The organism is Arthrobacter sp. PAMC 25486 (genome assembly GCF_000785535.1).
In the GTDB taxonomy this organism is placed as follows: domain Bacteria; phylum Actinomycetota; class Actinomycetes; order Actinomycetales; family Micrococcaceae; genus Specibacter.
Genome location: NZ_CP007595.1, coordinates 1,457,799 through 1,481,069, shown reverse-complemented (window position 1 = coordinate 1,481,069; position 23,271 = coordinate 1,457,799). Strand labels below are relative to the sequence as shown.

The window sequence follows — 23,271 nt, the reverse complement described above, 5'->3', positions numbered from 1 at the left end:
GGGCCGTCGCCGGGACCGTCATGAGACCCACCGGACACGGCCCGGCGGGGACATGTCCGGTTGTTGCCGGCAGAGGCACGGCGTCGAAGGTACAGAAGATGCCGAAGCATCGGCTCACAAGGGCGGTGTCAGTACTTTACAGCCCAAGAATGCTGACGGGCGGCAACGGTGGTGCGGCTACTTCAGCCAGGCGCCGGCACGCATCACGCGCTGCAGGGCCAGGTCGGCGTCGACGATGACCACGTCGGCGCGCAGTCCCCGGCGCAGTGCGCCCACTTCATCCGTCAGCCCCAGCACGGCCGCCGGGACGCTCGTGGCCGACATCAGGGCGTCGGTGAACTTCACGCCGGCAGCCGTGGTCAGGCGCACCACGTCCAGCAGGGTGGCGGTGCCGCCGGCAATGGAACCGGTGGCATCCAGTGTGGCGACCCCGTTCGTGACGGTGACGGGGGACGGCCCCAGCATGTATTGGCCGTCGGCCAGCCCGGCCGCCGCCATGGAGTCTGTCACGAGCAGGATGTTGGCGGCGCCCACAACGTCAAAGACCGTCAGGACCGTCTGCGGGTCGAGGTGGGTGCCATCTGCCACAAGCTCGACGGCGGCCGCCCCGGCACTGGCGGCGCGCAGGCACGCTGCGACGGGGCCGGGGGCGCGGTGGTGCATGGGAGGCATGCCGTTGAAAAGGTGTGTCACGGTGGGGCGTCCGGAGACGCCGTCGAACCCGGTGGAATCCAGGCCGTCACGGGCCTGCGCCAGCGATTCGGCGGCCGTGGCGGTATCGCAGTCCGTGTGGCCCACGGACGGGGTGATGCCATGGCTGGTGAGCAGGTCAACGAGCTCGTCGGCACCGGGCAGCTCGGGGGCGTACGTCATGGTGGTGACGGTGCCGCGGCCAGTCTCGATGAGCGAGGACATCAGCTCCAGGTCGGGTTCCAGCAGGAAGGCCGGGTTCTGTGCGCCGCAGCGGGCGTGGGACAGGAACGGGCCCTCGAGGTGGATGCCTGCCAGCAGGCCCTCCTCGGTCATGTTGGCATAGATGGAGATGCCCTTGCGCAGGTCATCAGGGGAGGCGGTGACCATGCTGGCGAGCAGGGTGGTTGTCCCGGCCTTGTGCAGGAAGTCGACGGCGGTGCGGGCCGAGGCCTCGTCGCCGCTGGGGAAGTCCCCGCCGTTGCCGCCGTGGTTGTGGACATCGATCAGTCCGGGAACGATCAGGTGTCCGCCCGGCAGCGAGATGATGTTGGCCGCGTCCACTTCCGCCTCACCAAAACCCGGCTCATCAAAGTGGTCGGCACGCCCTGCATACATGATCCTGTCGCCGGCGATGGCGAGCAGGCCGCCCTCAATGATGCCGTGGTCCGTGACAACGGCGCCTTGTAACAGGTATTTGGTGGGCTGGGGCGTGGAAATGGGATCAGTCATGCCCCAAGTCTAGTCAGGATGGGGGTGCTGCCTGCTAGAAAAGACGCGACGCGCTGTCATCGACGCCGCGCATGGCATCGTAATCAAGGGTCTTGCACTCGATGCCGCGGTCGGTGGCGAGCGTCTTTGCCTGCGGTTTGATCTGCTGGGCGGCAAAGACGCCCCGGACGGGAGCCAGCAGCGGGTCGCGGTTGAGCAGCTCAAGATAGCGGGTGAGCTGTTCGACGCCGTCAATGTCACCACGGCGCTTGAGCTCGATCGCCACGGTGGCCCCGGCCGCGTCCCGGGCCAGGATGTCCACCGGGCCGATGGCCGTGAAATATTCGCGCCGGATCAAGGTGAAACCGGATCCGAGCAGTTCAATCTGCTCGGCCAGCAGGCGCTGCAGATCCGCCTCGACACCGTCCTTGATCAGGCCGGGGTCGATCCCCAGGTCGTGGCTGGAGTCGCTGATGTGCTCATAGATGTTGATGATCAGGCGGTCATCGGTTTTGCTGGACTGCACTATCCACTGGTCGATGACACCGTCTTCAAGCTCCGTGTCGGCGGGGCCCACCGTGCGCAGCGTGGCAGGGGGGCTCATCCAGTTCAACGGCTTGTAGGAACCGCCGTCGGAATGGACCAGAACGGAACCGTCGGCCTTGACCAACAGCAGCCGGACGGCCAGGGGAAGATGGGCTTTGAGGCGTCCGACGTAATCGACGGAGCACTTGGCAATCACTAAACGCACGCCCTCCACTCTAGTCCCCACGCCCTCCCAAGCCTAAGCCGCTGGCGCGTCTTTGCCTTGGGCCCCTCGGGCGCGTGGGCCCAGGTGCCCTCCCAAGCCTAAGCCGCTGGCGCGTCTTTGCCTTGGGCCCCTCGGGCGCGTGGGCCCAGGTGCCCTCCCAAGCCTAAGCCGCTGTCGCGTCTATTGTCTCGGGCCCTCGGGCGTGTGGGGCCAGGTGCCCGCCTGGCGCAACCTGAAGCAGCCGCTTCGCGCGCGCCCGAGCCGTGCGGCACAATGGAGGCATGCCCCGCTCCAACCAGCCCCGCCGCCGTCGACCATCACCAGCCCGCGGCAGCCAGAGTACACACGATGACGGGGAACTGGACCTCTCACGCCTGAGAATGGGCATCCCCTCCACCGAATCCGCGCCCGACGGCGTGTGGGCAGTGCGGCGCATCAGCGTCGGGAACGCCCAAAAGGTGTACACCTGCCCCGGCTGCCACCACCAGGTGTTGCCAGGGGTGGCCCACCTGGTGGTGTGGCGCGAGGACGCCATGTTCGGCGCCGAAGCCGGATTGTCTGAGCGCCGGCACTGGCACAACAACTGCTGGCGGGGCCGGCACTACCAGTACAGGTAGGCCAGTGTGGGCAGGCCGCTACGGGCAGGCCACTACCGGTAGGCTGGAAGGCATGGTTTTCGATCCCGCCTCCCTTGCCTTTGTTGACGCCGACACCCCAACAGCCATCCGTGCCGCCACGATTTTGCCGGCCAGCCGGGAAAACATTGAATTGCGCACCGCCGACGGGCTCACCCTTGTCGGTGAATTGGCCCTGCCGGCCGACGGCGTCGTGCGGGCCACGCTGATCACCCTGCACCCGCTGCCCACCCACGGCGGCTTCATGGACTCGCACGTATACAAGAAGGCGTCGTACCGGCTGCCCGCGCTGGCCGGCATTGCCGTGTTGCGCTTCAACACCCGCGGGACCACATCTCCGCGCGGGACCAGCGACGGCAGCTTTGAAGAGGGCCTGGGCGAGCGCCTTGACGTTGCGGCGGCCGTGCAGTTTGCCGTGGACCGCGGGCTGCCCAACCGCTGGCTGGTGGGCTGGTCGTTCGGCACCGAACTGGTCCTGAAATACGGCGCGGTGCCGCCGGTTTCCGAACAGGTGGAGGGTGCCGTGCTGCTCTCACCGCCGCTGCACCGCGCCGTGGATGCCGATCTGGCCGCGTGGGCCGCCCGCGGTACGCCTCTGACTGTGCTCGTGCCGGAGTTTGACGACTACCTGCAGCCCGCTGCCGCCGCCGAACGCTTTGCCTTGGTGCCGCAGGCCCGCCTGGTCGCGGTCGACGGGGCCAAACACCTCTGGGTGGGGGAGAAGTACGCAGCCCGGGCGCTCAACGAGATTTCCTCGGCAGTACTGGGCACGCCGGTGGAGCTGCCGGGTGACTGGCACGGCCCGGTGGCGGCCGTTCCCGCCTGACCCCGAACCTCCCCGGCAGGGCCCTGCCGTATGAAGCACGACGGCGGGAGCCCACCTTTTACCGCCAAAGGGCGCCAACCGACGTCGTACTTTAAGAAAAGGTCAGTTCTTGTCCTGGCGGGCGATGAACACTTCCTTGACCAGCAGCATGATGGCGGCTGCCGTGGGGATGGCGATCAGGGCGCCCAGCACCCCGAGCAGGCTGCCACCGGCGATCACCGAAATCACGGCCACGGCGCCGGGCACGGCAACGGCCTTCTGCATGATGCGGGGGGAGACGAAGTACGCCTCAAACTGCAGGTAGGCAAAGTAGGCGATCGCGTAGATCACGGCCGTCTGCCAGCCGGCTGTCAGGCTGACGGCGATGACCACGAAGGCTGCGATCATTCCGCCCACCAGCGGGATGAAGGCCAGCAGCGCCACCACAAAGGCCAGCAGAACGCTGAACGGAACGTTGAAGATGCTCATGACGATGAAAGCGTAGGTGGCGTTCAGGACCGCAACGCAGACCTGTCCGATCACGTAGTTGCCCACGCCGCGCGTGATTTCCTCGCTCAGGTCCTCGACCCGCTCGCGGCGTGAACGCGGTGCCAGACGGTAGGCCCACTTCTTGATGGATGGCAGTGAGGCCAGGAAGTACAGGCTCAGCACCAGCACGATCAAGGTGCCAAAGAGGCCGTTGGCGATGGTGCTGCCCACTCCCAGCACACCGCCAAAGATGCCGCCCACAGCCTGTGCGTCCTGGAAGAACTTCGCCACTTGTTCGTTGACGGTGTCAAGGACGTGGTACTGCACATCCAACTGCTTGAAGAAGTCGGAATTCAAAAAGTCCTGGATCCAGCCCGGAGCTTTTTGCACCAATTGAGTTGTTTGCTCAACGATGGTGGGGATGAGTGTGGCAAAGAAGACCGCCACTACCCCGAGGAGCGCAGCCAGCACCAGCACAATGCCCAGCGGCCGGGGCACTTTCCGCTTCTCCAGCCAGCGCACCACCGGGTCAAGTCCCAGTGCGATGAACAGGGCCGTGACGATCCACAACAGCAAGGATTGGGTGTTGGTCAGCATGTAGCTCAGGGCCAGTGCAATGCCAACGCCCACGGTGCCCATGAAGCCAAAGTAGATGGGGTGCCGGAACAGGCTGCTGGTTCCTGCCTCCGCCGCGCTTGCAGGGGCAGCTGGGTCGAGCGTTTGTTGTGGCACCACCGGCAGGTCAAAGCGCACCCTCGGCTGGGCCCCGGGAACGGGCTGGCGCACCTTGTTGATGACCCACGCCCGCCAACCAGACTGCTTGGGCGCAGCCTCGTGCCGTTCGGAGGCCGCGGCAGCCGCCACAGGGGCCGCTGCGGCCTCCGGTTCACCGCGGGTGGCGTGCACGGCACCAGCGGCAGGGGAGGGTTGGCCGCCGTCGTGCTGGGCATCATGCGCCGGCACGGCAGCAGCGTCGGGGGCGGGTGACGGCTGATCCGTGGATTCGGGACCGGACCCGCGGGTGTCAGGGGAGGAACTCACTGTCTTTGCCTTTGGATCAGGGCCGGAATGAAGAGATTCCGGCCAGTGCTCGATGGTGACTAGAGAGTACCAGCGCGGGGTGGCTGTGCTCACGAGCCACGGCCCACGGGAACGTGAGAAATATCAAAAGGACATGCCCTATTGATAACGGTTCGGTTACTCTTGAAATAACGATCACTGCAGTGTTCATTCGATGTTAGGTGTTTTCTTGCGTTTTAAAATTGCAATCGCACTGGCCGTTTTGGGTCTTTTGCTGCTGGGCGCCGGTATTGGCCAGCGCACCATCTGGCTGCCCCCGGCCCAGCTCACGGCAAGCGTTCCGGCGGGTGTGGCCCCCGCGCCGCTGACCGTCATCAGCCCCGATCTGCTCAAAACACGTGATGGCCAGTTCTCCATGACCGTCAAGAGCAGCGGCCCCATCCAGCTGGCGGTGGCGCGCGAGCGGGACATTGCGGGCTGGATCGGCGATGCGGCGCACACCACCATCGGTGCCGCCAACGAGGAATTCACCGCACTGAGCTCCAAGAGCACCGAGGGTGCCGCAGAGGTGCCCAACCCGGCCGGCTCCGACATGTGGGTGGCCGAGGAAAAAGCCACCGGCGAACTGAGCTACACCTGGCAGGCTCCCGGCCACGGTGATTGGGCGCTGCTCCTCTCCTCCGACGGCAAGGCCGCTGCGCCGACCGATATTTCCGTCACCGTAGACAACGATGAGGGAACCCCGTGGGCTGTTCCGCTGATGATCGTCGGCTCGGCCTTGTTGGCCCTGGCCGCGCTGCTGTTTGTGCTGCTGCCGCGCAAGTCGAAGGCGGCTGAGGTGGTACCCGGCCGCCGTGCTGCCGGCCGCGTCCCTGCCGATCCGGCCACCGGAGCCCTCGAAGTTGCCAAGATTGTTGCCGCCCGAGAAAGTGCCAAGGCTGCTGCCGCCGCGCCTGCGCCGGCCACGATAGCCGAGGCCAGGAAGGCCGATGCGCCTTCCGCTGATCTGAAGTCCGACGACGGATCGGCGCCAGCGCCTGCCGCTGCCGCGGTTTCCGACGCCACCTCTGCGCTGCCGCGCACCCTGCATGATCCGCAGGATGCGCTCGCGGGGGATGCTGCCGCTTCGAAGGCTGACGCTGGGAAGGCTGACGCTGCCGGGGTTGCTGACGCTGGGAAGCCTGACGACGGCAAGAAGCCGCAGGACGCCAAGAAGGATTCAGACGCCCCTGACGATGACTCAAAGCCCGGATCCGGCGGTTCGGACGCCAGCGGATCGGACACCAGCGGCAACGACGGCACGCCGTTCAAACGGAAGCCCCGCCAACGGAACTCCGGCGGACCGAAGCGTGTTGCGCCGGCCGAAGGTCTCGGCACCCCTGAAAGCCCCGCAGCCCCCGAAGGCAAGGGGCAGCCAAAGGACAAGGACGGCGGGAAAAACATGAGCGTTAAGGCACGCTGGGGTGCGGCGCTTGCCGCCGTTCTGCTCGCCGGAAGCGTCAGCCCGGCCATGGCCGAAACCACACCCGCTGCTGAAACGCCCGCCGCCGAAACGCCTGCGGCAACAGCGGAGGCCTCGGCGACTGAGACTGCAACGGTGGGCTTCCCCAATCTGCTGACAAGCCAAGTGCAGCGCATTGCCACCTCCGTGGCCACGATTGTTGCCTCCGGGGACAATGCAAAGAATGCCAAGGAGCTCGAGCCTCGGGTTGCCGGCATGGCCTTGACGATGCGCACGGCGAACTACCAGATCAGGGCCACCGTTGAAAGCGAAGCTGCTGCTGAACCTGTCAATGCCACGAAGCTGCTGGCCAACGTTGTCTCCACGACAGCCGCCTGGCCCCGCTCGGCCATGATCGTCACCCAGGGTGAGAACAACGCCCTGCCGCAACTGCTGACGCTGGTCCAGGCCAGCGCACGTGAAAACTACAAGCTGATCCAGGCAACGCCCCTGCTGCCGGGACAGACCTTCCCCAAGGTGGACAAGGAAGGCACCAAGGAAGTGGCGCTGGACTCGGCCGACGGCCTGGCCATGAGTCCCGAAGCTGCCATCTCCGCCTTGAGTGACCGTCTGACCAACGAGCACAGCAAGTTCGCGGCCACCTTCAAGGACAGCCTCTACGTGACGAGCGTCCTGGACTTGCAGAGGCAGGTTGCTGCCGATGCCAAGGACGCAGAGTACGTCTTCAGCCACAAGGGTGAGCTGGAATCGGCGGTCTCCTTGCGCACCGCCGACGGCGGTGCCATGGTGGTGGTGGGTTACAACTTCGGCATTGACGCCACGAGCAAGCAGGACGCCACCTTGACCGTGGGCGACGACGCGGCCGTGTTTACCGGTGGCACGGAAACCACCAAGGGGTTCAGCCTGAACTACGCGGAGCCTGTCGTCATGTACATCCCGCCTGCAGGCGGCGCAACCGAAGTCACCATCATTTCTGCCAACCGGGCCCTGGTTGGCGGATCCTTTAAGTAACTGGGGGCATGGGGCGCCGGAGGCGCTCCATGCTTCCTGTCATGCCTAGTTTCACCCGTGGCGAGAACTGGAAAAGCCCCGGGTCAACACAGTTAGAGTGAGTCCATGAGCCAAAATAGTCCACTGCCGTCCAACGGAACGCCCGGGATCAACCTGCGTGGCGCCGTCGACCTTTCAGCCCTGAAGAACCGGGCCACAGCCGCCGCAGCCGGTGCACCCGCCGGGGGATCGCCCTACGCCGTCGAGGTGAACGAACAAAGTTTCCAGGAATTTGTCCAGTTGTCCCAGAAGGTCCCCGTCGTGGTGTCGCTCGGATCGGGGCGCTCCCACCAGTCGGCGCAGGTCAACGCGGTGCTGGAAAAGCTCATGAACGACAACGGCGGTAAAATCGCGCTGGGCCGGGTGGATGTGGATTCCAGTCCGCAGATTGCCCAGGCCTTCGGGGTCACCGCAGTGCCCACCGTCATTGCCCTGATCAACGGCCAGCCCGTGCCCATGTTTGAAGGGGAGCTGCCCGAAGCCCAGATCCAGGAGTTCCTGGCCGAACTACTCAAGGTCGCCGCCAGCAATGGTGTCACGGGCACCCTGGGCGGCGCCGCCACCGATCCCGAAACAGCCCCGGAGGAACCGCCGCTGCCGCCGTTGCACCAGGCCGCTCGTGACGCGATCGATGCCGGCGACCTGGCTCTCGCACAGGCCAGCTATGAGAAGGCGCTGGCCGAAATGCCCACCGATGCGCCAGCCAAAACCGGTCTGGCACAGGTACAGCTGATGCGCCGCGCGGCCGAAATCAACGTGCTCCAGGCAGAGGAGTTCCGTGCCAGGGCGGCCGCGGACCCGGACGATCTTGAGGCTGCACTTGCCGTAGCTGACCTGGACGTCACCGGCGGTCATGTTGAGGATTCGCTGGGCCGGCTGGTGAACTACATTGGCACGCACTTTGGCCCCGAGCGTGAGGACGTCAGGGTCCGCCTGCTGGAGCTCTACGACGTCGTCGGTGTGGGCGATCCGCGCGTCTCGGCCTCCCGCCAGGCCCTGGCCCGGGCATTGTTCTAAACCCTCCGAGTCTTCATTTGGGATCTGACACCTCTCCCGCTTTTCGACCCCGGGATCCCGGGGTCGAAAAGCGGGAACGGTGTCATTTTTCGTCCCTGGGATGACGGGCAGGCGACGCGGCGGCCAATGTCATCCTTTTGGATAACTCACAGCAACCCTTCAGATTGTTAGTGTGAGGGCATGAATAACTCTATTGCGCCCACACCAGATGGAGCACGGCCACCAGCTCTGTCAATCCGTGGATTGGCTAAGCGGTTTGGCGAAAAGATTGCCGTGGACAACATCAACCTGGATGTTCCTGCGGGCTCCTTTTACGGCTTGGTGGGGCCCAATGGGGCCGGCAAGACCACCTCCCTGTCCATGGCCACGGGCCTGTTGCGTCCAGATTTTGGGCAGGTGAGAGTCCACGGTGTGGACGTTTGGGCGCAGCCGCTGGAAGCCAAGAAACTCATGGGACTGCTGCCCGATGGTGTTCGCCTCTTTGACCGGCTCAGCGGTGAACAGCTGGTGACGTACGCCGGCCTGCTGCGTGGCATGGACAAGGACACGGTGGCCGAGCGGGTCAAGGACCTGCTGGCAGCCCTGGATCTGACCAAGGACGCCGGGACACTGGTGGTCGACTACTCGGCGGGCATGACAAAAAAGATCGCCCTGGCCGCGGCCTTGATCCACGCGCCGCGGCTCCTGGTCCTCGATGAGCCCTTTGAATCGGTTGACCCGGTCTCTGCGGCCAACATCCGCGACATCCTCCACGACTACGTGAATTCCGGCGGCACCGTGATTGTCTCCAGCCACGTCATGGACCTGGTCCAGCGCATGTGTGACCATGTGGCCGTCATTGCCTCCGGCCGCGTTCTCGCCGCCGGCACCGTCGACGACGTGCGTGGGGACATGAGCCTGGAAGACAAGTTTGTTGAGCTAGTTGGCGGCCGGAACCAGACTGCGGGGTTGCAATGGTTGCGCACCTCCTAAGGCTCAAAATCGCGCTGTTGCGCAACTCCATGAAGCGCACGCCCTGGCAGTTGGTGGGGCTCATTATCGGAGGCCTCTACGGGCTCGGCATGCTGGTTCTGGTCCTGGTGGGACTGGCCGCCTTGGGTGCTACCGATGCCGGCTTGATCGGAACCGTCCTGGTTCTGGCCGGTTCCGCAGTCTTCCTTGGCTGGCTGGTCATTCCGGTGGTTGCTGCGGGACTGGACATGACACTCGATCCTGCCCGCTTCACCACCTACGCCATTCCCATGAAGTCGATGCTGACGGGCCTGGCCCTCTCCGGGTTCATCGGGATCCCCGGGGCCATCACCTTGATAGCCGCCATGGGCACGGCTGTTGCCTGGTGGCGCCACCCGGTGGCCGCCGTGGCCGCGCTCATCTGCGGCGCTATCGCGGCGCTGACCTGCATTGTCGCCTCACGCGCCATCACGGCAGCCAGCACCAGCCTGGCATCCTCCCGTCGCTTCAAGGACATGAGCGGCATTGTGGTGCTGATCCCGCTCATGCTCATGGGCCCCATCATTGCCGGGGTTTCCAGCGGCATCACCGACTTTGCCGAGTACCTGCCGCAGCTTGCCAACACCATTTCCTGGACGCCGCTGGGCGCCATCTGGGCGGTCCCCGCCGCAATCGCTGCCGGCGCCTGGGGCGCCGCAGCAGTAAAATTCCTGATTGCCGTGGCAACCCTTGCGGCCCTGGCCTGGGTGTGGAAGGTGTGCCTGGCCAAGGCACTGGTCACCCCCGCATTCTCCGGTGGCGGACGGCGCAGCCCCGGCAAGCTGGGCTTCTTTGCCAAGTTCCCGCAAACGCCCACGGGGGCGGTTGCGGCACGCTGCCTGACCTACTGGTTCCGGGATCCGCGCTACAGCGCCGGGCTCATCGTCGCCCCGCTCATCCCGCTGGTCATGGTGTTTGGCGGGTCGCAGGCCGGCGGGCTGGACGCCGTCGGGCCCATCCTCAGCTACGCCGGTGCCTTTGCGGCGTTCATGGTCACCTGGAGCATTTGTGCCGACATCTCCTACGACAACACCGCCTTCGCCCTGCACCTGGCCACCGGCATTTCGGGCAAGGAGGACAGGACCGGACGCGTCGTGGCAGCGGCAGTACTGGCATTGCCGCTGGGCCTGCTGTTTGCCATTGCCGGGTCCATTGTCTCCGGCAACTGGTCGGGCTTCCCTGCAGCTGTGGGGCTCATGGTCGGAGCATCCGGGGCGGGGCTGGGACTCTCCAGCGTGTTCTCATCCCGCTTCACCATGAATGCACCTTTGCCCGGTGAGAGCCCCATGAAGTCCAAGCCGGGCAACAATTTCTCCACCGTACTTATCCAGCTTGCTGGTTTTGCCGGAGCCTTTGTGCTCGCTGCACCCGTGGCGGTGTTGATCATCGTCGGCGCCGTCACGGATCAGCCCATGTTTGGCTGGTTGGCGCTGTTCGCCGGCATCGTCCTTGGCGCCATCTACGTTGTGGTTGGCATTCGCCTGGGCGGGGCCCAGTATGATCGCCGCGGACCTGAATTGTTGCTGGCCGTTTCTGTAGACCGCTGAGACTGGATAAGGTGGGAACTACATAACTGATGCAAGGCAACAGCGCCCTGTCAGCCACCGCTTGCGGAATGAGTTGACGGGGCGTTGTGCGCACTTGCGGCCGTCTGCCACAAACCATTGGCCGCCTCCTCGAGATGGCCCTGAACACCCACGGCAGCAATGAAAGGAAGCGTGTTTCATGGAGGTCATCATCCTCCCGAGCAGCAAGGAAATTGGGGCGCTTGCCGCCGACTCGATCGAGGCACTGGTGCGCAACAAGCCCAACGCCGTCATCGGCTTGGCCACAGGCTCCTCCCCGCTGCCCATCTACGACGAGCTGGCACGCCGCCACGACGGCGGCCTGAGCTTCGACGGCGTCAGCGGCTTCGCCCTGGATGAGTACGTGGGTCTGCCGGCCGGCCACTTCGAGTCCTACCGTGAGGTCATCCGCCGCGAATTCACCAACCGCGTGGATGTGGCACCCGAAAACGTGCACGGCCCGGACGGCTCCAGCGACGATGTTGTGGGCGCCTGCCAGGCCTACGAGGATGCGATTGCAGCCGCCGGCGGCATCGACCTGCAGATCCTGGGCGTTGGCACCAACGGCCACATCGGCTTCAACGAGCCCGGCTCCTCGCTGGCCTCGCGCACACGCATCAAGACCTTGGCCGAGCAGACGCGCCAGGACAACGCACGCTTCTTCGATCACATTGACCAGGTCCCGCACCACGTGGTGACACAGGGGCTGGGCACCATCATGGATGCCCGCCACCTGGTCCTCGTGGCCTACGGCGCAGGCAAGGCCGACGCCGTCCGCGACTTCGTTGAAGGCGCCGTCTCGGCGTCCTGCCCGGCCTCCATCCTGCAGTTCCACCCGCGCGCCACCGTCATCATTGACGAGGCAGCGGCCAGCAAGCTCACAGGCACTGCAAGCTACCGCAACGCCTACGACAACAAGCCCGCCTGGCAGGGCGTCTAAGCGCACCGTTCTCAGTCAGATGTGAGATGACGCCCTGTGCTCGTGCCTCGCACAGGGCGTCATCTCACATCTGACTGAGTGGGGGCGGCAGAGAGGGCGTGATGTCACATCGACGGGTGGAGGCCGCCTCGGTGAGTCGCGGACGCGAAGACGGTAGACTGGTTTTATGAGTTTGCCTCCAGATCCCTTTGAAAACGATCCGCTGCACGGCCCCGGCCAAACCGGCGGTTCCACAGCCGTGATTGAGCGCGAGGAGCTTCGCCAGGAAGTCGAGCCGGGCGACAGCGAACGGTTCTCGCACTATGTCCGCAAGGAAAAGATCATGGAATCGGCCATGACCGGCGAGCCCGTGGTGGCCCTGTGCGGCAAGGTGTGGACGCCCGGGCGCGATCCCCAGAAGTTCCCCGTCTGCCCCGAGTGCAAAGAGGTCTACGAGGGCCTGCGCCCCGAGGGTGGCAAGGGCAAGGGCCCGAAGAAGCCCAAGAAGTAGCTTGGGACAGTAAATATTGTTGTACACGGCGACACGCCGTTGCTTAGCCGCGCCCGGATTTGGCCGCGGAAGCTTCAAAGTTGTGACAAGGATGGCAGGTAATTCGTGACGGAGACATTGTTTGGTGGCCCGTCGCTGCCTCCGGCCTACCCTGAGCGCGCGGCGTGGGGAACGGCCCAGAAGCTGCGTGCGTGGCAGACCGAAGCGATGGAGAAGTATTTCAGCGACAGTCCCAGAGACTTCCTCGCCGTGGCAACGCCGGGCGCCGGAAAGACCACCTTTGCCCTGCACATCGCGACACAGCTGATCAGCCGGGGCGTGATCAACCGGGTCACAATCGTCACCCCCACCGACCACCTGAAACGCCAGTGGGCGGATGCTGCTGCCAGGGTGGGGATCGCCATCGACCCCAACTTCAAGAACGCCGACGGCCGGCACGGCAAGGGCTTCATCGGCGTGGCCGTCACATACGCCCAGGTGGCCAGCAAGCCGCTGCTGCACCGGGCCAAGACCGAGGCCGCCAAGACGCTTGTCATCATGGACGAGATCCACCACGGCGGAGACGCACTGTCCTGGGGTGACGGCATCCGGGAGGCCTTCGACCCGGCATCCCGGCGCCTGGCACTGACGGGTACACCGTTTCGTTCGGACACGGCCGCCATCCCGTTCGTTGAGTATGCCGAAGACCGCGACGGCATCCGCCGTTCCAAGGCCGACTACACCTACGGATACGGTGAGGCGCTCAAGGACCATGTGGTCCGCCCCGTCATGTTCATGGCCTACTCCGGCCAGATGCGCTGGCGCACCAGCGCCGGTGAGGAAATGGCTGCAACGCTCGGCGAGGCAGTGACCAAGGACGTCACCTCCCAGGCCTGGCGCACAGCCCTCACACCGGAAGGGGAATGGATCCCCGCCGTCCTGGCCGCCGCCGACAAGCGCCTGACCGAGGTGCGCCGGGCAGTGCCCGACGCCGGTGCCATGGTCATTGCCACGGACCATGAGGATGCGCGGGCGTATGCGGCGCAGCTGAAGAAGATCACCGGCGAATCACCCACCGTCATCCTCTCCGATGACTCCAAGGCCTCCGACAAGATTGATGCATTCTCCGCCGGCGACAAGCGGTGGATGGTTGCCGTGCGCATGGTGTCCGAAGGCGTCGACGTGCCCCGGCTGGCAGTTGGCGTCTACGCGACGTCCACAGCCACACCGCTGTTCTTTGCCCAGGCCGTGGGGCGCTTTGTGCGTGCCCGCAAAAGGGGAGAGACGGCGTCGATCTTCCTGCCCTCGGTGCCGAACCTGATGGAACTCGCCAACCAGCTGGAACTTGAACGCGACCATGCACTTGACCGTCCCGACAAGGACGCCGACGGGTTCATGGAGGAAGACTCCGAGATGGAGGAGGCCAACCGTGAGGAGAAAGCCTCCGATACCCTGGAGAAGTTTAAGTTTGAGGCGCTCGAGTCGCAGGCTTCCTTCGACCGGGTGCTGTTCGACGGCGGCGAATTCGGTACCGGCGGCGCCATCGGCAGTGACGATGAAATGGACTTCCTGGGGATTCCCGGACTACTGGACGCCGACCAGATGGGCACGCTGCTGCGTCAACGGCAGGCCGACCAGCAAACCCGCAAGCGCAAGAAGGCCCCGGCCGAGCCTGAGGCACCGCCGCTGGTTGACCACCGCATGCTGATGGACCTGCGCGGGGAACTGGCGAAGAATGTTTCGGCATGGAGCGCCCGTTCCGGCATGCCCCACGGCATGGTGCACAGCGAGTTGCGGCGCATGTGCGGCGGCCCGGCCGTGGCACAGGCCAACGAAGAGCAGCTGCAGACGCGGTTGAAGAAGCTGCAGGACTGGTTTATCGGCCGCAAATAGCGCTGGCGCCGGTGGGGCTGGGCCCGGCCGCCCACTTCATTTCGCCCGCTTAATTTCGTCGAGATGTGAGATCGCGCCCTCCGGGGAGGGCGCGATCTCACATCTCGACGAAATTGGTTGTGAAGTCGCCCCTGCGGCTTCCTGTGCCCGGGACTATTTGACCTCCACGCCTGCGTCTTCGAGTTCCTCAAGGGCCTCGTCGACGGCATCCTCGTCAATGCCCGTGATGTAATCGCGCAGCACTGTGGTGTTGTAGCCGGCGTTGACGGCATCCAATGCTGTTGCGCGGACACAGTGCTCGGTGGCAATGCCCACGATCACGACGTCGTCGACGTCGTTCTGGCGCAGCCAGTCATCCAGCGAGACCGGAGCCACGCCATCTTCCTGGGCGGCCTCATGCGCCTCACGTTCACCAACCGCTACCTCGTCCTCGGGGGCAAGCAGGCCGTCGAAGCCGGAGTATGCGGCATCGAACTTTCCCTTGCGGAAGTAGGCGTCGATGTCCTCCGTGTCGAGATTGCGGTGCAGTGCTGCACCCTTGGAACCGGCCACGCAGTGCACGGGCCAGCTGGTGCGGTAGTTCGGGGTGTCCGAGAAATGCGAACCCGGGTCCACATGCCAGTCCTGCGTGGCAACCACGAAATCCAGGTCCTGGGCATTTTCCAATAGTTCGCTGATCTCGCTGGCGAGCTCGGCGCCGCCCGTAGCGGGAAGTGAACCGCCCTCGCAGAAATCGTTCTGTACGTCAACAATGATCAGGGCCTTAGCCATGGGGACTCCTCTTAGTTCTTTGCAGGTATTGCTTGTTCGTATTCGGTGGGAATCACGGGTTCCCCGCGTTGCAGCCGGCGTGCGGCCCCGGGCATCTCCGCCATCGAGGCCTTGTGCCGGGCGGTGGCACGAATAACGCCCTCGGATCCTGTCCAGCCAGGGAGCAGCTCTCCGCCGGAAACGAACTGTGTCAACAAGTCCCTGTCGTTCTCATCACCGGCCGGACGGTGCCCGATGCCAACAATCTCGCTCGTGGCAGTACCGCGGTCGTTGAGCCGGCGCAGCGCGTACTTCTTGCCGCCCACACTGGCCTTGTTCTTGGCGGCCTTGGCGACGGCAACAAATTCACCGTCGTCGCCCTCCCGGGACACCAGCTTGTACACCATGGAGGCCGTGGGGGCGCCGGAGCCGGTCACCAGCGAGGTGCCCACGCCGTAGGAGTCCACGGGGGCCGCCGCCAGGGCCGCGATGGCGTACTCGTCAAGGTCCGAGGTGACGGTGATGCGCGTATTCGTGTTCCCGAGCGAGTCGAGCAGGGCCCGCACGTCCCTCGCCTGGGCGAGCAGATCACCAGAGTCCAGCCGCACTCCTCCCAAGGCGGGCCCCGCAAGGGCGACGGCCTTGCGGACGGCGGATTCGACGTCGTACGTGTCAACCAACAGCGTGGTGTCCGCGCCCAGCGAACCGACCTGGGCGCGAAAGGCGTCGTCCTCGGAGTCGTGCAGGAGGGTGAAGGAATGCGCGGCAGTACCTTGGGTCAGGACCCCGTAGCGGATGCCGCATTCCAGGTTGGAGGTGCTGTGGAAACCGGCGATTACCGCGGCGCGCGAGGCAGCCACTGCCGATTCCTCGTGCGTGCGCCGCGATCCCATCTCGATGACGGGGCGGTTCCCGGCGGCGCCAATCATGCGGGAGGCGGCGGAGGCAATCGCGGAGTCGTGGTTGAGCGCGGAAAGCACGTACGTTTCGAGGATGCAGGCCTCGGCAAAGGTGGATTCAATGGTCAAAATGGGTGAATTGGGGAAATAAAGTTCGCCCTCTGCATAACCGTAGACGTCGCCGGAGAACTTAAAATCAGCCAGCCAGGCCAGGGTTTCGTCATTAACGACGTTGTTATTGGCCAGGAAATTCAATTCTTCGGGGCCGAAACGGAAGTGCTCCAGCCCCTCTAAAATCCTGCCAGTTCCGCCCACAACCCCATAACGGCGCCCATCCGGGAGGCGTCGGGCAAAGGCCTCGAACACGCTGCGGCGGTGCGCGGCACCCGAATGCAGGGCTGCCTGGAGCATGGTCAGCTCGTAGTGATCCGTAAACAAAGATGTGCGGGGGTGGCCCCAGCTTGATGGCGTAGTCACGGAATTCACTTTAGTGCGACAACACTAGAATGGGTACATGAGTGTCAGCACAGCCCCGGAACTTGACCGGGAAGTTTCCACCAGCGAACTCATCTCCCCAGACATCCCCTGGGAATTAATCGTGTGGAACGACCCGGTTAATTTGATGAGCTACGTCAGTTTCGTGTTCCAAAGCTACTTCGGCTATTCGGAGGCAAAGGCGGCAAAACTAATGCTCCAAGTCCACACCGAGGGCAAATCCGCCGTGGCCCACGGTGCGAAGGAAAAAATGGAGGCACACGCCGTTGCCATGCACGGCTTCGGCCTGTGGGCAACAGTGGCGAAGGGCGGCAACCGTGGCTAAGGCCTTCTCCGCCGGCCGCCGCGGCATCACCGGCTTCCTCGAGCCCGCCGAACGCGACCTCCTCCGCAAGCTTTTCGCCGACATCATCACCATGCTCGAGCCCGCCACGGCCGCCCACACCGACCCGTTGGCTGCCCTGATCGGCTTGGACATGGACGTCACGGTGCCCACCGATCCGGCCTTGTTGCGGCTTTTGCCCGATGCCGTGAGGGACGACGCCGACGCAGCACTTGAGTTCCGACAGCTCACCGAGCGCTCGCTGCGGGAGGGCAAGATTGGTGCTCTACGGGCGGCCTCCTTGGGGTTGGAATCCGAGAAGCTGGTCTTGGATGATGAGTCCGCCACCCTGTGGGCCAAAGCCCTGAATGACGTGCGTCTGGTCCTGGCCGAGCGCCTCGAAATTCGTGACGAAGAGGACGCCGAGAAGGTGCACCAGGTCCAGGACTGGGGTGAGGCGGACGACGTCGAAAGTTACCTTTCACTGGTCTACAACTTTGTCTCGTGGCTGCAGGAAAGCCTCGTCCAAGCCATGCTGGTGGCCCTCGCCCGCGTCAAATAAGGGCTGTGGGGGAACAGGAATGTCACATGTTTTCACGCAGAACGCACTATTGTTGAAACGATCATGAGCACACACCCAGCACACATGTCCGACTCGTCGGAGACTGGTGACCCACAGCAACTGAATCTGGTGGCGGACCGGCCCATTGGAATTTTTGATTCCGGTGTGGGCGGGCTGACGGTGGCGCGTGCCGTCATTGACCAGCTGCCCAATGAATCCATCCTGTATGTGGGGGACACCGCCAACGGCCCCTATGGTCCGCTGCCCATTGCCGAGGTCCGTGCCAATGCGCTCGGCGTCATGGACGAGCTGGTGAGTTCAGGGGTCAAGCTCCTGGTCATCGCCTGCAATTCAGCCTCGGCCGCGGTGCTGCGTGACGCCAGGGAGCGGTACACGGCACGCTTTGGGATTCCCGTTGTTGAGGTGATCCAGCCCGCAGTGCGGCGCGCCGTGGCGGCAACCCGCACCGGCAATGTTGGTGTGATTGGCACGGTTGCCACGGTGGGCTCGCGCGCCTATGAGGACACGTTCGCCGCAGCCCCGGACCTGCGCATCACCTCGGTGGCCTGCCCCGACTTTGTGCGATTTGTGGAATCCGGTGTCACGGCAGGGCCCGAGCTGCTTTCCACAGCTGAAGTGTATTTGGCGCCGCTGAAGGCCGCGGCCGTCGACACCCTGGTGCTGGGCTGCACCCACTACCCGCTGCTGACCGGCGTCATCTCCTACGTTATGGGCGATGCAGTCACGCTCGTGTCCAGCGCCGAGGAAACCGCCAAGGATGTGTACCGCGCCTTGGTGAGCCACGATCTGGAACGAGTGTCCACCGACGCGCCCACCCACCAATTCCTCTCCACCGGCGACGCCGCCAGTTTTGGCCACCTGGCCCGCCGCTTCCTGGGCCCCGAGGTTCGCGGCGTGGAACAAGTCAGCCATGTTGCGGCGCACTATCCCACTGGTTCCCTGGCCCGAATCACCGAGGACATGCTGGCCGCGGCCCGTGAATCAACTGCCGGTGGCGTTGCGTCACGCGTCTCCAATTTTGTTTTGACCGATTCGGTGGGCAGACTGGCTGTTCCGGGATTGGGAGCGGGGAGTAACGAATGAAGTTGACGATTGTGGGTTGCAGCGGGTCTTTCCCTGGTCCGTCGTCGCCCGCGTCCTGCTACCTTTTAACAGCGCACGACGGCGTTCGGCCGTGGCGGGTGCTCATTGACCTCGGTAGCGGCGCCCTCGGGGCTGTGCAAAAGTACATGGACCTTGAGGACATCGACGCGATCTTCCTCAGCCACCTGCACCCCGACCACTGCATGGACCTGTGCGGCCTGCACGTGGCCGTCCGGTGGAACCCTGACGGCTGGCAGCGGGGCAAGATTCCCGTGTGGGGACCTGCCGAAACCGCTGATCGGCTGGCCACGGCGTACGGCCTCGAGCTTGATCCGGGCATGCGCGAAGAGTTTGATTTCATCAACTGGCAGGAGCGCGAGCCCGTCACGGTGGGCCCGTTCAAGGTCACCCCGTACTCGGTTAACCACCCCACGCCAGAGGCGTACGCGCTGCGAGTCGAGGTCACCGAGTACGACGGGACCGGCATGGACCGGACCGTTGTGCTCACCTACTCGGGCGACACCGACGCCTGCCAGGGCCTGGAAGACGCCGCGCAGGATGCACACCTCTTCCTGTGTGAGGCTGCGTTTGAAGAAGGTCGCGACGACCATATCAAGGACGTCCACCTGACCGGCAAACGGGCCGGCGAAGCGGCGGCCCGGGCCAATGTGAAGCGCCTGTTGCTGACCCACATTCCCGTCTGGACCGACACGAACAAGGTGGTGGCCGAGGCCCGTGGAGTATTTGACCGCGACGTGGCAGCTGCCGTTGCCGGTGTGCACTACACGATTTAGCCTTTCCCGGGACGCATGGTGCAGCCACTGACCCCGGCCACAAGCACTGCAATGAGCAGTGCACGACTGAGGATTTTCCATGGCCAACACGCCGCCGAGCTACAACCCGTCTCCTGAGTCTTCATCCGGAGCTGGCGCCCGCGTCGCCCCTGTGGCGCCTGTCGCGCCACGGCAGATTGGCTGGGTCGTCAAGCTGCTGCTGGCCGCAGCAGCATTGCAGGTTGTGGTGACAATCTTGAGCGTCATCAACATCTCCTCCGAGGCGTTCCGCACCCGGCTCCGGGCGGACATTCTTGCCCTGGGTGCTGGCGTCGACGTCGAGCAGCTTGCCGACGGGTCCGTCATGTTTTCAATGGTGACGGCCGTCGCGGTCGGCGTCCTCTCGATCCTGATGTACCTCACCATTGCCAGGTTCCTTGCCAAGGGTGCCATGTGGGCCCGGCTGCTTGGTGGCATCTTGGCCATCTGCTCCGTGTACCAAGCCTCGACGGTTGCCCTGCCCAGCGGACTGGTCGCTATGGTCCAGGTGCTGCTGGGGTTGGTCGCCATCGTGCTGTGCTACATCAAGCCCGGATCCACGTACTTCCGTGAAACGCAGATCCACAAGCTGCTGCTCAAGCGCAAGTAGCTCGGGGCAGTTTTTCAGACCGCGAGTTCTCACGTTGGGCGCCCATGGCTGATTTCGAGGCCGGCTCTGAGGAATCGCAGACATGTTGGCACCGCGTTGGCCACACAGTGATTTGAAACTGCAGCTGATGCGATTTTCACCCAAACGATAATTCGAAACAGCAGCTGATGTTTCAACTTGCGGTGTTGGGGTGCGACCGCATCAGCTGCTGTTTCGAATGCTGAATAGCGCTGCGCTCGGCTCGGGTCCCTCGGCCGGTAGCGCCCACCGCCCTCCCCAGCCTCGCTGCGCTCGGCCGTGGCCCCTCGGCCGGTAGGCTTACTTCATGACTTCCACGCAAACACTTCGCGCCGACGGGCGCACCAACGACCAGCTCCGCGACATCACCATCACCCGCGGCTGGTCCAAGCAGGCCGAAGGCTCGGCCCTGATCGAATTCGGCAACACCCGCGTGCTCTGCACCGCCTCCCTGACCCCCGGCGTCCCGCGCTGGCTCAAGGGCGAAGGCACCGGCTGGGTCACGGCCGAATATGCCATGCTCCCTCGCGCCACGAACACCCGCAACTCCCGCGAGTCCGTCAAGGGCAAGATTGGCGGCCGCACGCACGAGATCTCCCGCCTGATTGGCCGTTCACTGCGCGCCATCATCGACACCAAGGCGCTCGGCGAGAACACCATTGTGCTGGACTGCGACGTCCTGCAGGCCGACGGCGGCACCCGCACCGCCGCGATCACCGGCGCCTACGTGGCCCTCGCCGACGCGATTGCCTACGCCAAGGAAAACAAGCTGATCGCCAAGAACGCCCAACCCCTGATCGACACCATCTCGGCCATCTCCGTGGGCATCATCGACGGCGTCCCCATGCTGGATCTGCCCTACGTTGAGGACGTGCGCGCCGAGACCGACATGAACGTCGTCGTCACAGGCTCCGGCAAGTTCGTCGAGGTTCAGGGCACCGCAGAGGGCGCACCGTTCGACCGCGACGAGCTCAACCAGCTCCTGGACCTGGCCCTGATCGGCACCACCGAACTGTCCCGCATCCAGCGCGAAACCCTCGCCGGCTGATGGCCCCCAAGCTGATTCTTGCCAGCCACAACCAGGGCAAGCTGCGGGAGCTGCGTGAGCTGCTCCGCGGCCAGGTGCCGGGCTTGGATGTTGACACTGACGTGCTCGACGCCGGAGCGATCCAGGCGCCGGATGTCGCCGAAACAGGGGTCACCTTCGCGGAAAACGCGCGACTGAAGGCCCATGCCGTGGCGCAGTTCAGCGGTGCCCTGGCCATCGCAGATGATTCAGGCCTGGCCGTGGACGTCCTTGGGGGAGCGCCGGGAATCTTTTCCGCCCGCTGGGCAGGCGCCCACGGCGACGATGAAGCGAACCTTAACCTGTTGCTGGCCCAGCTCTCCGACATTGCGGAGGAACACCGAGGCGCACGCTTTGTGTGCGCCGCAGCCCTGGCCAGCCCTGACGGTGAAGTGGACATCGTGGAGGAAGGAACCCTGGAGGGAACCCTGCTGCACGAACCCCGCGGCGACGGCGGCTTCGGCTACGACCCCATTCTGCTGCCCGCAGGCATGGACCGCTCGTGCGCGGAGCTCAGCAGCGCGGAAAAGAACGCCATCAGCCACCGCGGCAACGCGTTCCGGGCGCTGCTGCCGCACATCGTGAAGGCCCTCGCGGGCTGACAGCACACCGGCTGAGATCTGATTCCGGGCTCGCTGAGATCTATTACGCAGTTATTGGACTGGAAGGCGCTTTCCGGAGCCGATTTGGTCCAACAACTGCGTAATAGATTTCTTGGGTGAGTAAAAACAAAGGCGACCCCCGGCACTATGCCGGGGGTCGCCGTCGTACTTTAAGAATTGTGCCTGCGCAGACGAGGCCTAGGCCTGCTCGGACTTCGCTTCTGCCTGCAAGGCCTTCTTCTTGCGGTGGCTGCTCACGGCCTTGAGGAACTCGATGCCGATCGGGATGATCGAGACGGCGACGATGGCGATGAAGAGGATATCGAGGTTGTCGCGCACCCAGGGGACCCTGTTGCCCAGGACGTAGCCGAGGTAGGTGACGCCGCCGGCCCAGGCAACCGCGCCGATGGCGTTGAAGATCAGGAATTTGCGCATGTCCATCTTGGCCACGCCGACAATGACGGGGACAAAGGTCCGCACGATCGGGACGAAGCGGGCCAGGATCAGGGCCTTGCCGCCGTGCTTTTCAAAGAATGCGTGGGCGGAATCGACATGCTGCTTTTTGAAGAGCCTGGATTCCGGCTTGTTGAAGATTGCCGGGCCGGCCTTGTATCCGATGTAGTAGCCGAGCTGGTTTCCGATGAAGCCCGAGACGATCAACAGTCCCATGAGCGCCCAGATGTTCACGGGCATGGCGCCTGTGCTCACCAACAGGCCGGCGGTGAAGAGCAGGGAATCTCCGGGCAGGAAGAATCCGACCAATAGGCCGGTCTCGGCGAAGATGATGGCGCAGGCAATCACAACCACCCAAAAACCAAGGGCGGAGTTGTCCAGAATCGTCATCGGATCCAGCCAGTCGGGCAGGATCGCCAGGGACGGCACGGCGCCGTGGCCCATGAGCGCGGGCAGGGCGGATTGGCTCAAAGCAGAAAGTATCACGGTTCAAGATTACGGTACTTCCCTGAACGTGGGCTCCACCCATAGGAGGATCTTTGGGGGAATTCCTTGGCTGCAGGATATTGGCGGTTGACATCTCGTTACATGGTTGTACGGTTAGTTACATGAGGAACGAACCAATGAGGCTGGCTGGGAGTCTCGGGCACTGTGCGGAGGAAGGCTGATCATGATCGATGACAGCAAGCCGATCTTTGTGCAGATCGCCGAAATGATCGAGAACGACATCGTGGACGGCCTGCTGGCCGAAGAGGCGCAGGTTCCGTCCACCAATGAGTTCGCGGCCTTCCATAGAATCAATCCCGCCACCGCGGCCAGGGGCGTCAACCGGCTCGTCGATGACGGACTCCTTTACAAGAAACGGGGAATTGGCATGTTTGTTGCCACCGGAGCCCGGGCCGTCCTTGTGGGCAGGCGCCGGGAGGACTTTTACGAACAATTCATTGCGCCGCTGGCTCGTGAGGCAAACAAGTTGGGGATCGACGGCGCCCAGCTGGCGGACATGCTGGCACGGGAAGCGGCCGCTGTTGCATCCGGGGCCGGCTTAGGCAGCAGCAGCGACGCCACAGCAACAAGAGCAAAGTAGGGTG

At 64.4% G+C, this 23,271-nt stretch carries 23 protein-coding genes; 17 read left to right on the top strand and 6 right to left on the bottom strand.

The genetic code is table 11. The features are described from left to right. Nucleotides 1–177: 177 nt before the first annotated feature. Both art_RS06750 and nucS read right to left on the bottom strand, forming a co-directional pair. Nucleotides 178–1,422 carry an N-acetylglucosamine-6-phosphate deacetylase gene (locus art_RS06750; protein WP_038463371.1) on the bottom strand — a complete coding sequence of 415 codons (1,245 nt, stop codon included), beginning with the start codon at nucleotides 1,420–1,422 and terminating at the stop codon, nucleotides 178–180. A gap of 34 nt (nucleotides 1,423–1,456) precedes the next feature. Continuing rightward, on the bottom strand, nucleotides 1,457–2,152 hold the full coding sequence (gene nucS / locus art_RS06745; protein ID WP_038463369.1) for an endonuclease NucS: 696 nt from the start codon (nucleotides 2,150–2,152) through the stop codon (nucleotides 1,457–1,459). A 281-nt stretch (nucleotides 2,153–2,433) separates the two neighbouring features. On the opposite strand from nucS, the gene art_RS06740 reads away from it, so the two are divergent. Beyond that, on the top strand, nucleotides 2,434–2,769 hold the full coding sequence (locus art_RS06740) for a hypothetical protein (protein WP_038463367.1): 336 nt from the start codon (nucleotides 2,434–2,436) through the stop codon (nucleotides 2,767–2,769). A gap of 52 nt (nucleotides 2,770–2,821) precedes the next feature. Then, nucleotides 2,822–3,613 carry an alpha/beta hydrolase gene (locus art_RS06735; RefSeq protein ID WP_038463365.1) on the top strand — a complete coding sequence of 264 codons (792 nt, stop codon included), beginning with the start codon at nucleotides 2,822–2,824 and terminating at the stop codon, nucleotides 3,611–3,613. A gap of 102 nt (nucleotides 3,614–3,715) precedes the next feature. Here art_RS06735 and art_RS06730 read toward each other — a convergent pair whose 3' ends face one another. Beyond that, entirely contained in the window at nucleotides 3,716–4,876 is a 1,161-nt protein-coding gene (locus tag art_RS06730) for an AI-2E family transporter (RefSeq protein WP_253901579.1), read from the bottom strand. Between the two features lie 454 nt (nucleotides 4,877–5,330). On the opposite strand from art_RS06730, the gene art_RS20925 reads away from it, so the two are divergent. The 7 genes from art_RS20925 (at nucleotide 5,331) to art_RS06690 (ending at nucleotide 14,487) form a co-directional block, all read left to right on the top strand. Beyond that, nucleotides 5,331–7,574 (top strand): hypothetical protein, encoded by a 2,244-nt coding sequence (locus art_RS20925; protein ID WP_157875184.1) that lies wholly within the window; start codon nucleotides 5,331–5,333, stop codon nucleotides 7,572–7,574. A 105-nt stretch (nucleotides 7,575–7,679) separates the two neighbouring features. After that, nucleotides 7,680–8,630, top strand: a complete 951-nt coding sequence (locus art_RS06715; protein WP_038463363.1) for a tetratricopeptide repeat protein — start codon at nucleotides 7,680–7,682, stop codon at nucleotides 8,628–8,630. 180 nt (nucleotides 8,631–8,810) lie between these two features. After that, entirely contained in the window at nucleotides 8,811–9,602 is a 792-nt protein-coding gene (locus art_RS06710) for an ABC transporter ATP-binding protein (protein WP_052136087.1), read from the top strand. A gap of 17 nt (nucleotides 9,603–9,619) precedes the next feature. Next, on the top strand, nucleotides 9,620–11,167 hold the full coding sequence (locus tag art_RS06705; protein WP_367643768.1) for a transporter: 1,548 nt from the start codon (nucleotides 9,620–9,622) through the stop codon (nucleotides 11,165–11,167). Nucleotides 11,168–11,345: 178 nt separating this feature from the next. Further along, nucleotides 11,346–12,125, top strand: a complete 780-nt coding sequence (gene nagB / locus art_RS06700; RefSeq protein ID WP_038463359.1) for a glucosamine-6-phosphate deaminase — start codon at nucleotides 11,346–11,348, stop codon at nucleotides 12,123–12,125. 166 nt (nucleotides 12,126–12,291) lie between these two features. Beyond that, nucleotides 12,292–12,615, top strand: coding sequence for a DUF3039 domain-containing protein (locus art_RS06695; RefSeq protein WP_038463357.1), 324 nt, complete (start codon nucleotides 12,292–12,294; stop codon nucleotides 12,613–12,615). Between the two features lie 105 nt (nucleotides 12,616–12,720). Beyond that, nucleotides 12,721–14,487 (top strand): DEAD/DEAH box helicase, encoded by a 1,767-nt coding sequence (locus tag art_RS06690; protein ID WP_038463355.1) that lies wholly within the window; start codon nucleotides 12,721–12,723, stop codon nucleotides 14,485–14,487. A gap of 153 nt (nucleotides 14,488–14,640) precedes the next feature. Here the strand turns inward: art_RS06690 and art_RS06685 are convergent, their stop codons facing one another. Both art_RS06685 and art_RS06680 read right to left on the bottom strand, forming a co-directional pair. Next, on the bottom strand, nucleotides 14,641–15,258 hold the full coding sequence (locus art_RS06685; RefSeq protein ID WP_038463353.1) for an isochorismatase family protein: 618 nt from the start codon (nucleotides 15,256–15,258) through the stop codon (nucleotides 14,641–14,643). A gap of 11 nt (nucleotides 15,259–15,269) precedes the next feature. Continuing rightward, complete coding sequence (locus art_RS06680; protein ID WP_038469089.1) at nucleotides 15,270–16,613, bottom strand: nicotinate phosphoribosyltransferase; 1,344 nt, start codon at nucleotides 16,611–16,613, stop codon at nucleotides 15,270–15,272. A gap of 37 nt (nucleotides 16,614–16,650) precedes the next feature. Here art_RS06680 and clpS point away from each other — a divergent pair, with 37 nt between their 5' ends. From clpS to rdgB, 7 genes are all read left to right on the top strand, one after another. Further along, the gene (gene clpS / locus art_RS06675) at nucleotides 16,651–16,956 is read left to right on the top strand and encodes an ATP-dependent Clp protease adapter ClpS (protein WP_038463351.1); all 306 of its coding nucleotides are present in this window, start codon (nucleotides 16,651–16,653) and stop codon (nucleotides 16,954–16,956) included. After that, nucleotides 16,949–17,515 carry a DUF2017 domain-containing protein gene (locus art_RS06670; RefSeq protein WP_038463349.1) on the top strand — a complete coding sequence of 189 codons (567 nt, stop codon included), beginning with the start codon at nucleotides 16,949–16,951 and terminating at the stop codon, nucleotides 17,513–17,515. Before clpS ends, art_RS06670 begins: the two co-directional genes overlap by 8 nt. 84 nt (nucleotides 17,516–17,599) lie before the next feature. Further along, nucleotides 17,600–18,619, top strand: a complete 1,020-nt coding sequence (gene murI, locus art_RS06665; RefSeq protein WP_157875414.1) for a glutamate racemase — start codon at nucleotides 17,600–17,602, stop codon at nucleotides 18,617–18,619. Beyond that, a complete protein-coding gene (locus tag art_RS06660; RefSeq protein ID WP_038463344.1) occupies nucleotides 18,616–19,413 on the top strand; it encodes an MBL fold metallo-hydrolase in 798 nt (265 codons plus the stop codon). Before murI ends, art_RS06660 begins: the two co-directional genes overlap by 4 nt. A gap of 79 nt (nucleotides 19,414–19,492) precedes the next feature. After that, nucleotides 19,493–20,041, top strand: a complete 549-nt coding sequence (locus tag art_RS06655) for a hypothetical protein (RefSeq protein WP_038463342.1) — start codon at nucleotides 19,493–19,495, stop codon at nucleotides 20,039–20,041. A 325-nt stretch (nucleotides 20,042–20,366) separates the two neighbouring features. Next, nucleotides 20,367–21,107, top strand: coding sequence for a ribonuclease PH (gene rph / locus art_RS06650; RefSeq protein WP_038463340.1), 741 nt, complete (start codon nucleotides 20,367–20,369; stop codon nucleotides 21,105–21,107). Next, nucleotides 21,107–21,727, top strand: coding sequence for an RdgB/HAM1 family non-canonical purine NTP pyrophosphatase (gene rdgB, locus art_RS06645; RefSeq protein ID WP_038463338.1), 621 nt, complete (start codon nucleotides 21,107–21,109; stop codon nucleotides 21,725–21,727). Before rph ends, rdgB begins: the two co-directional genes overlap by 1 nt. Nucleotides 21,728–21,925: 198 nt before the next feature. Here rdgB and art_RS06640 read toward each other — a convergent pair whose 3' ends face one another. Then, nucleotides 21,926–22,651: a DedA family protein gene (locus tag art_RS06640; RefSeq protein ID WP_052136085.1), complete on the bottom strand. Its 726-nt coding sequence runs from the start codon at nucleotides 22,649–22,651 to the stop codon at nucleotides 21,926–21,928. A gap of 199 nt (nucleotides 22,652–22,850) precedes the next feature. On the opposite strand from art_RS06640, the gene art_RS06635 reads away from it, so the two are divergent. Continuing rightward, entirely contained in the window at nucleotides 22,851–23,267 is a 417-nt protein-coding gene (locus tag art_RS06635) for a GntR family transcriptional regulator (RefSeq protein ID WP_052136084.1), read from the top strand. The last annotated feature ends 4 nt before the right edge of the window (nucleotides 23,268–23,271 follow it).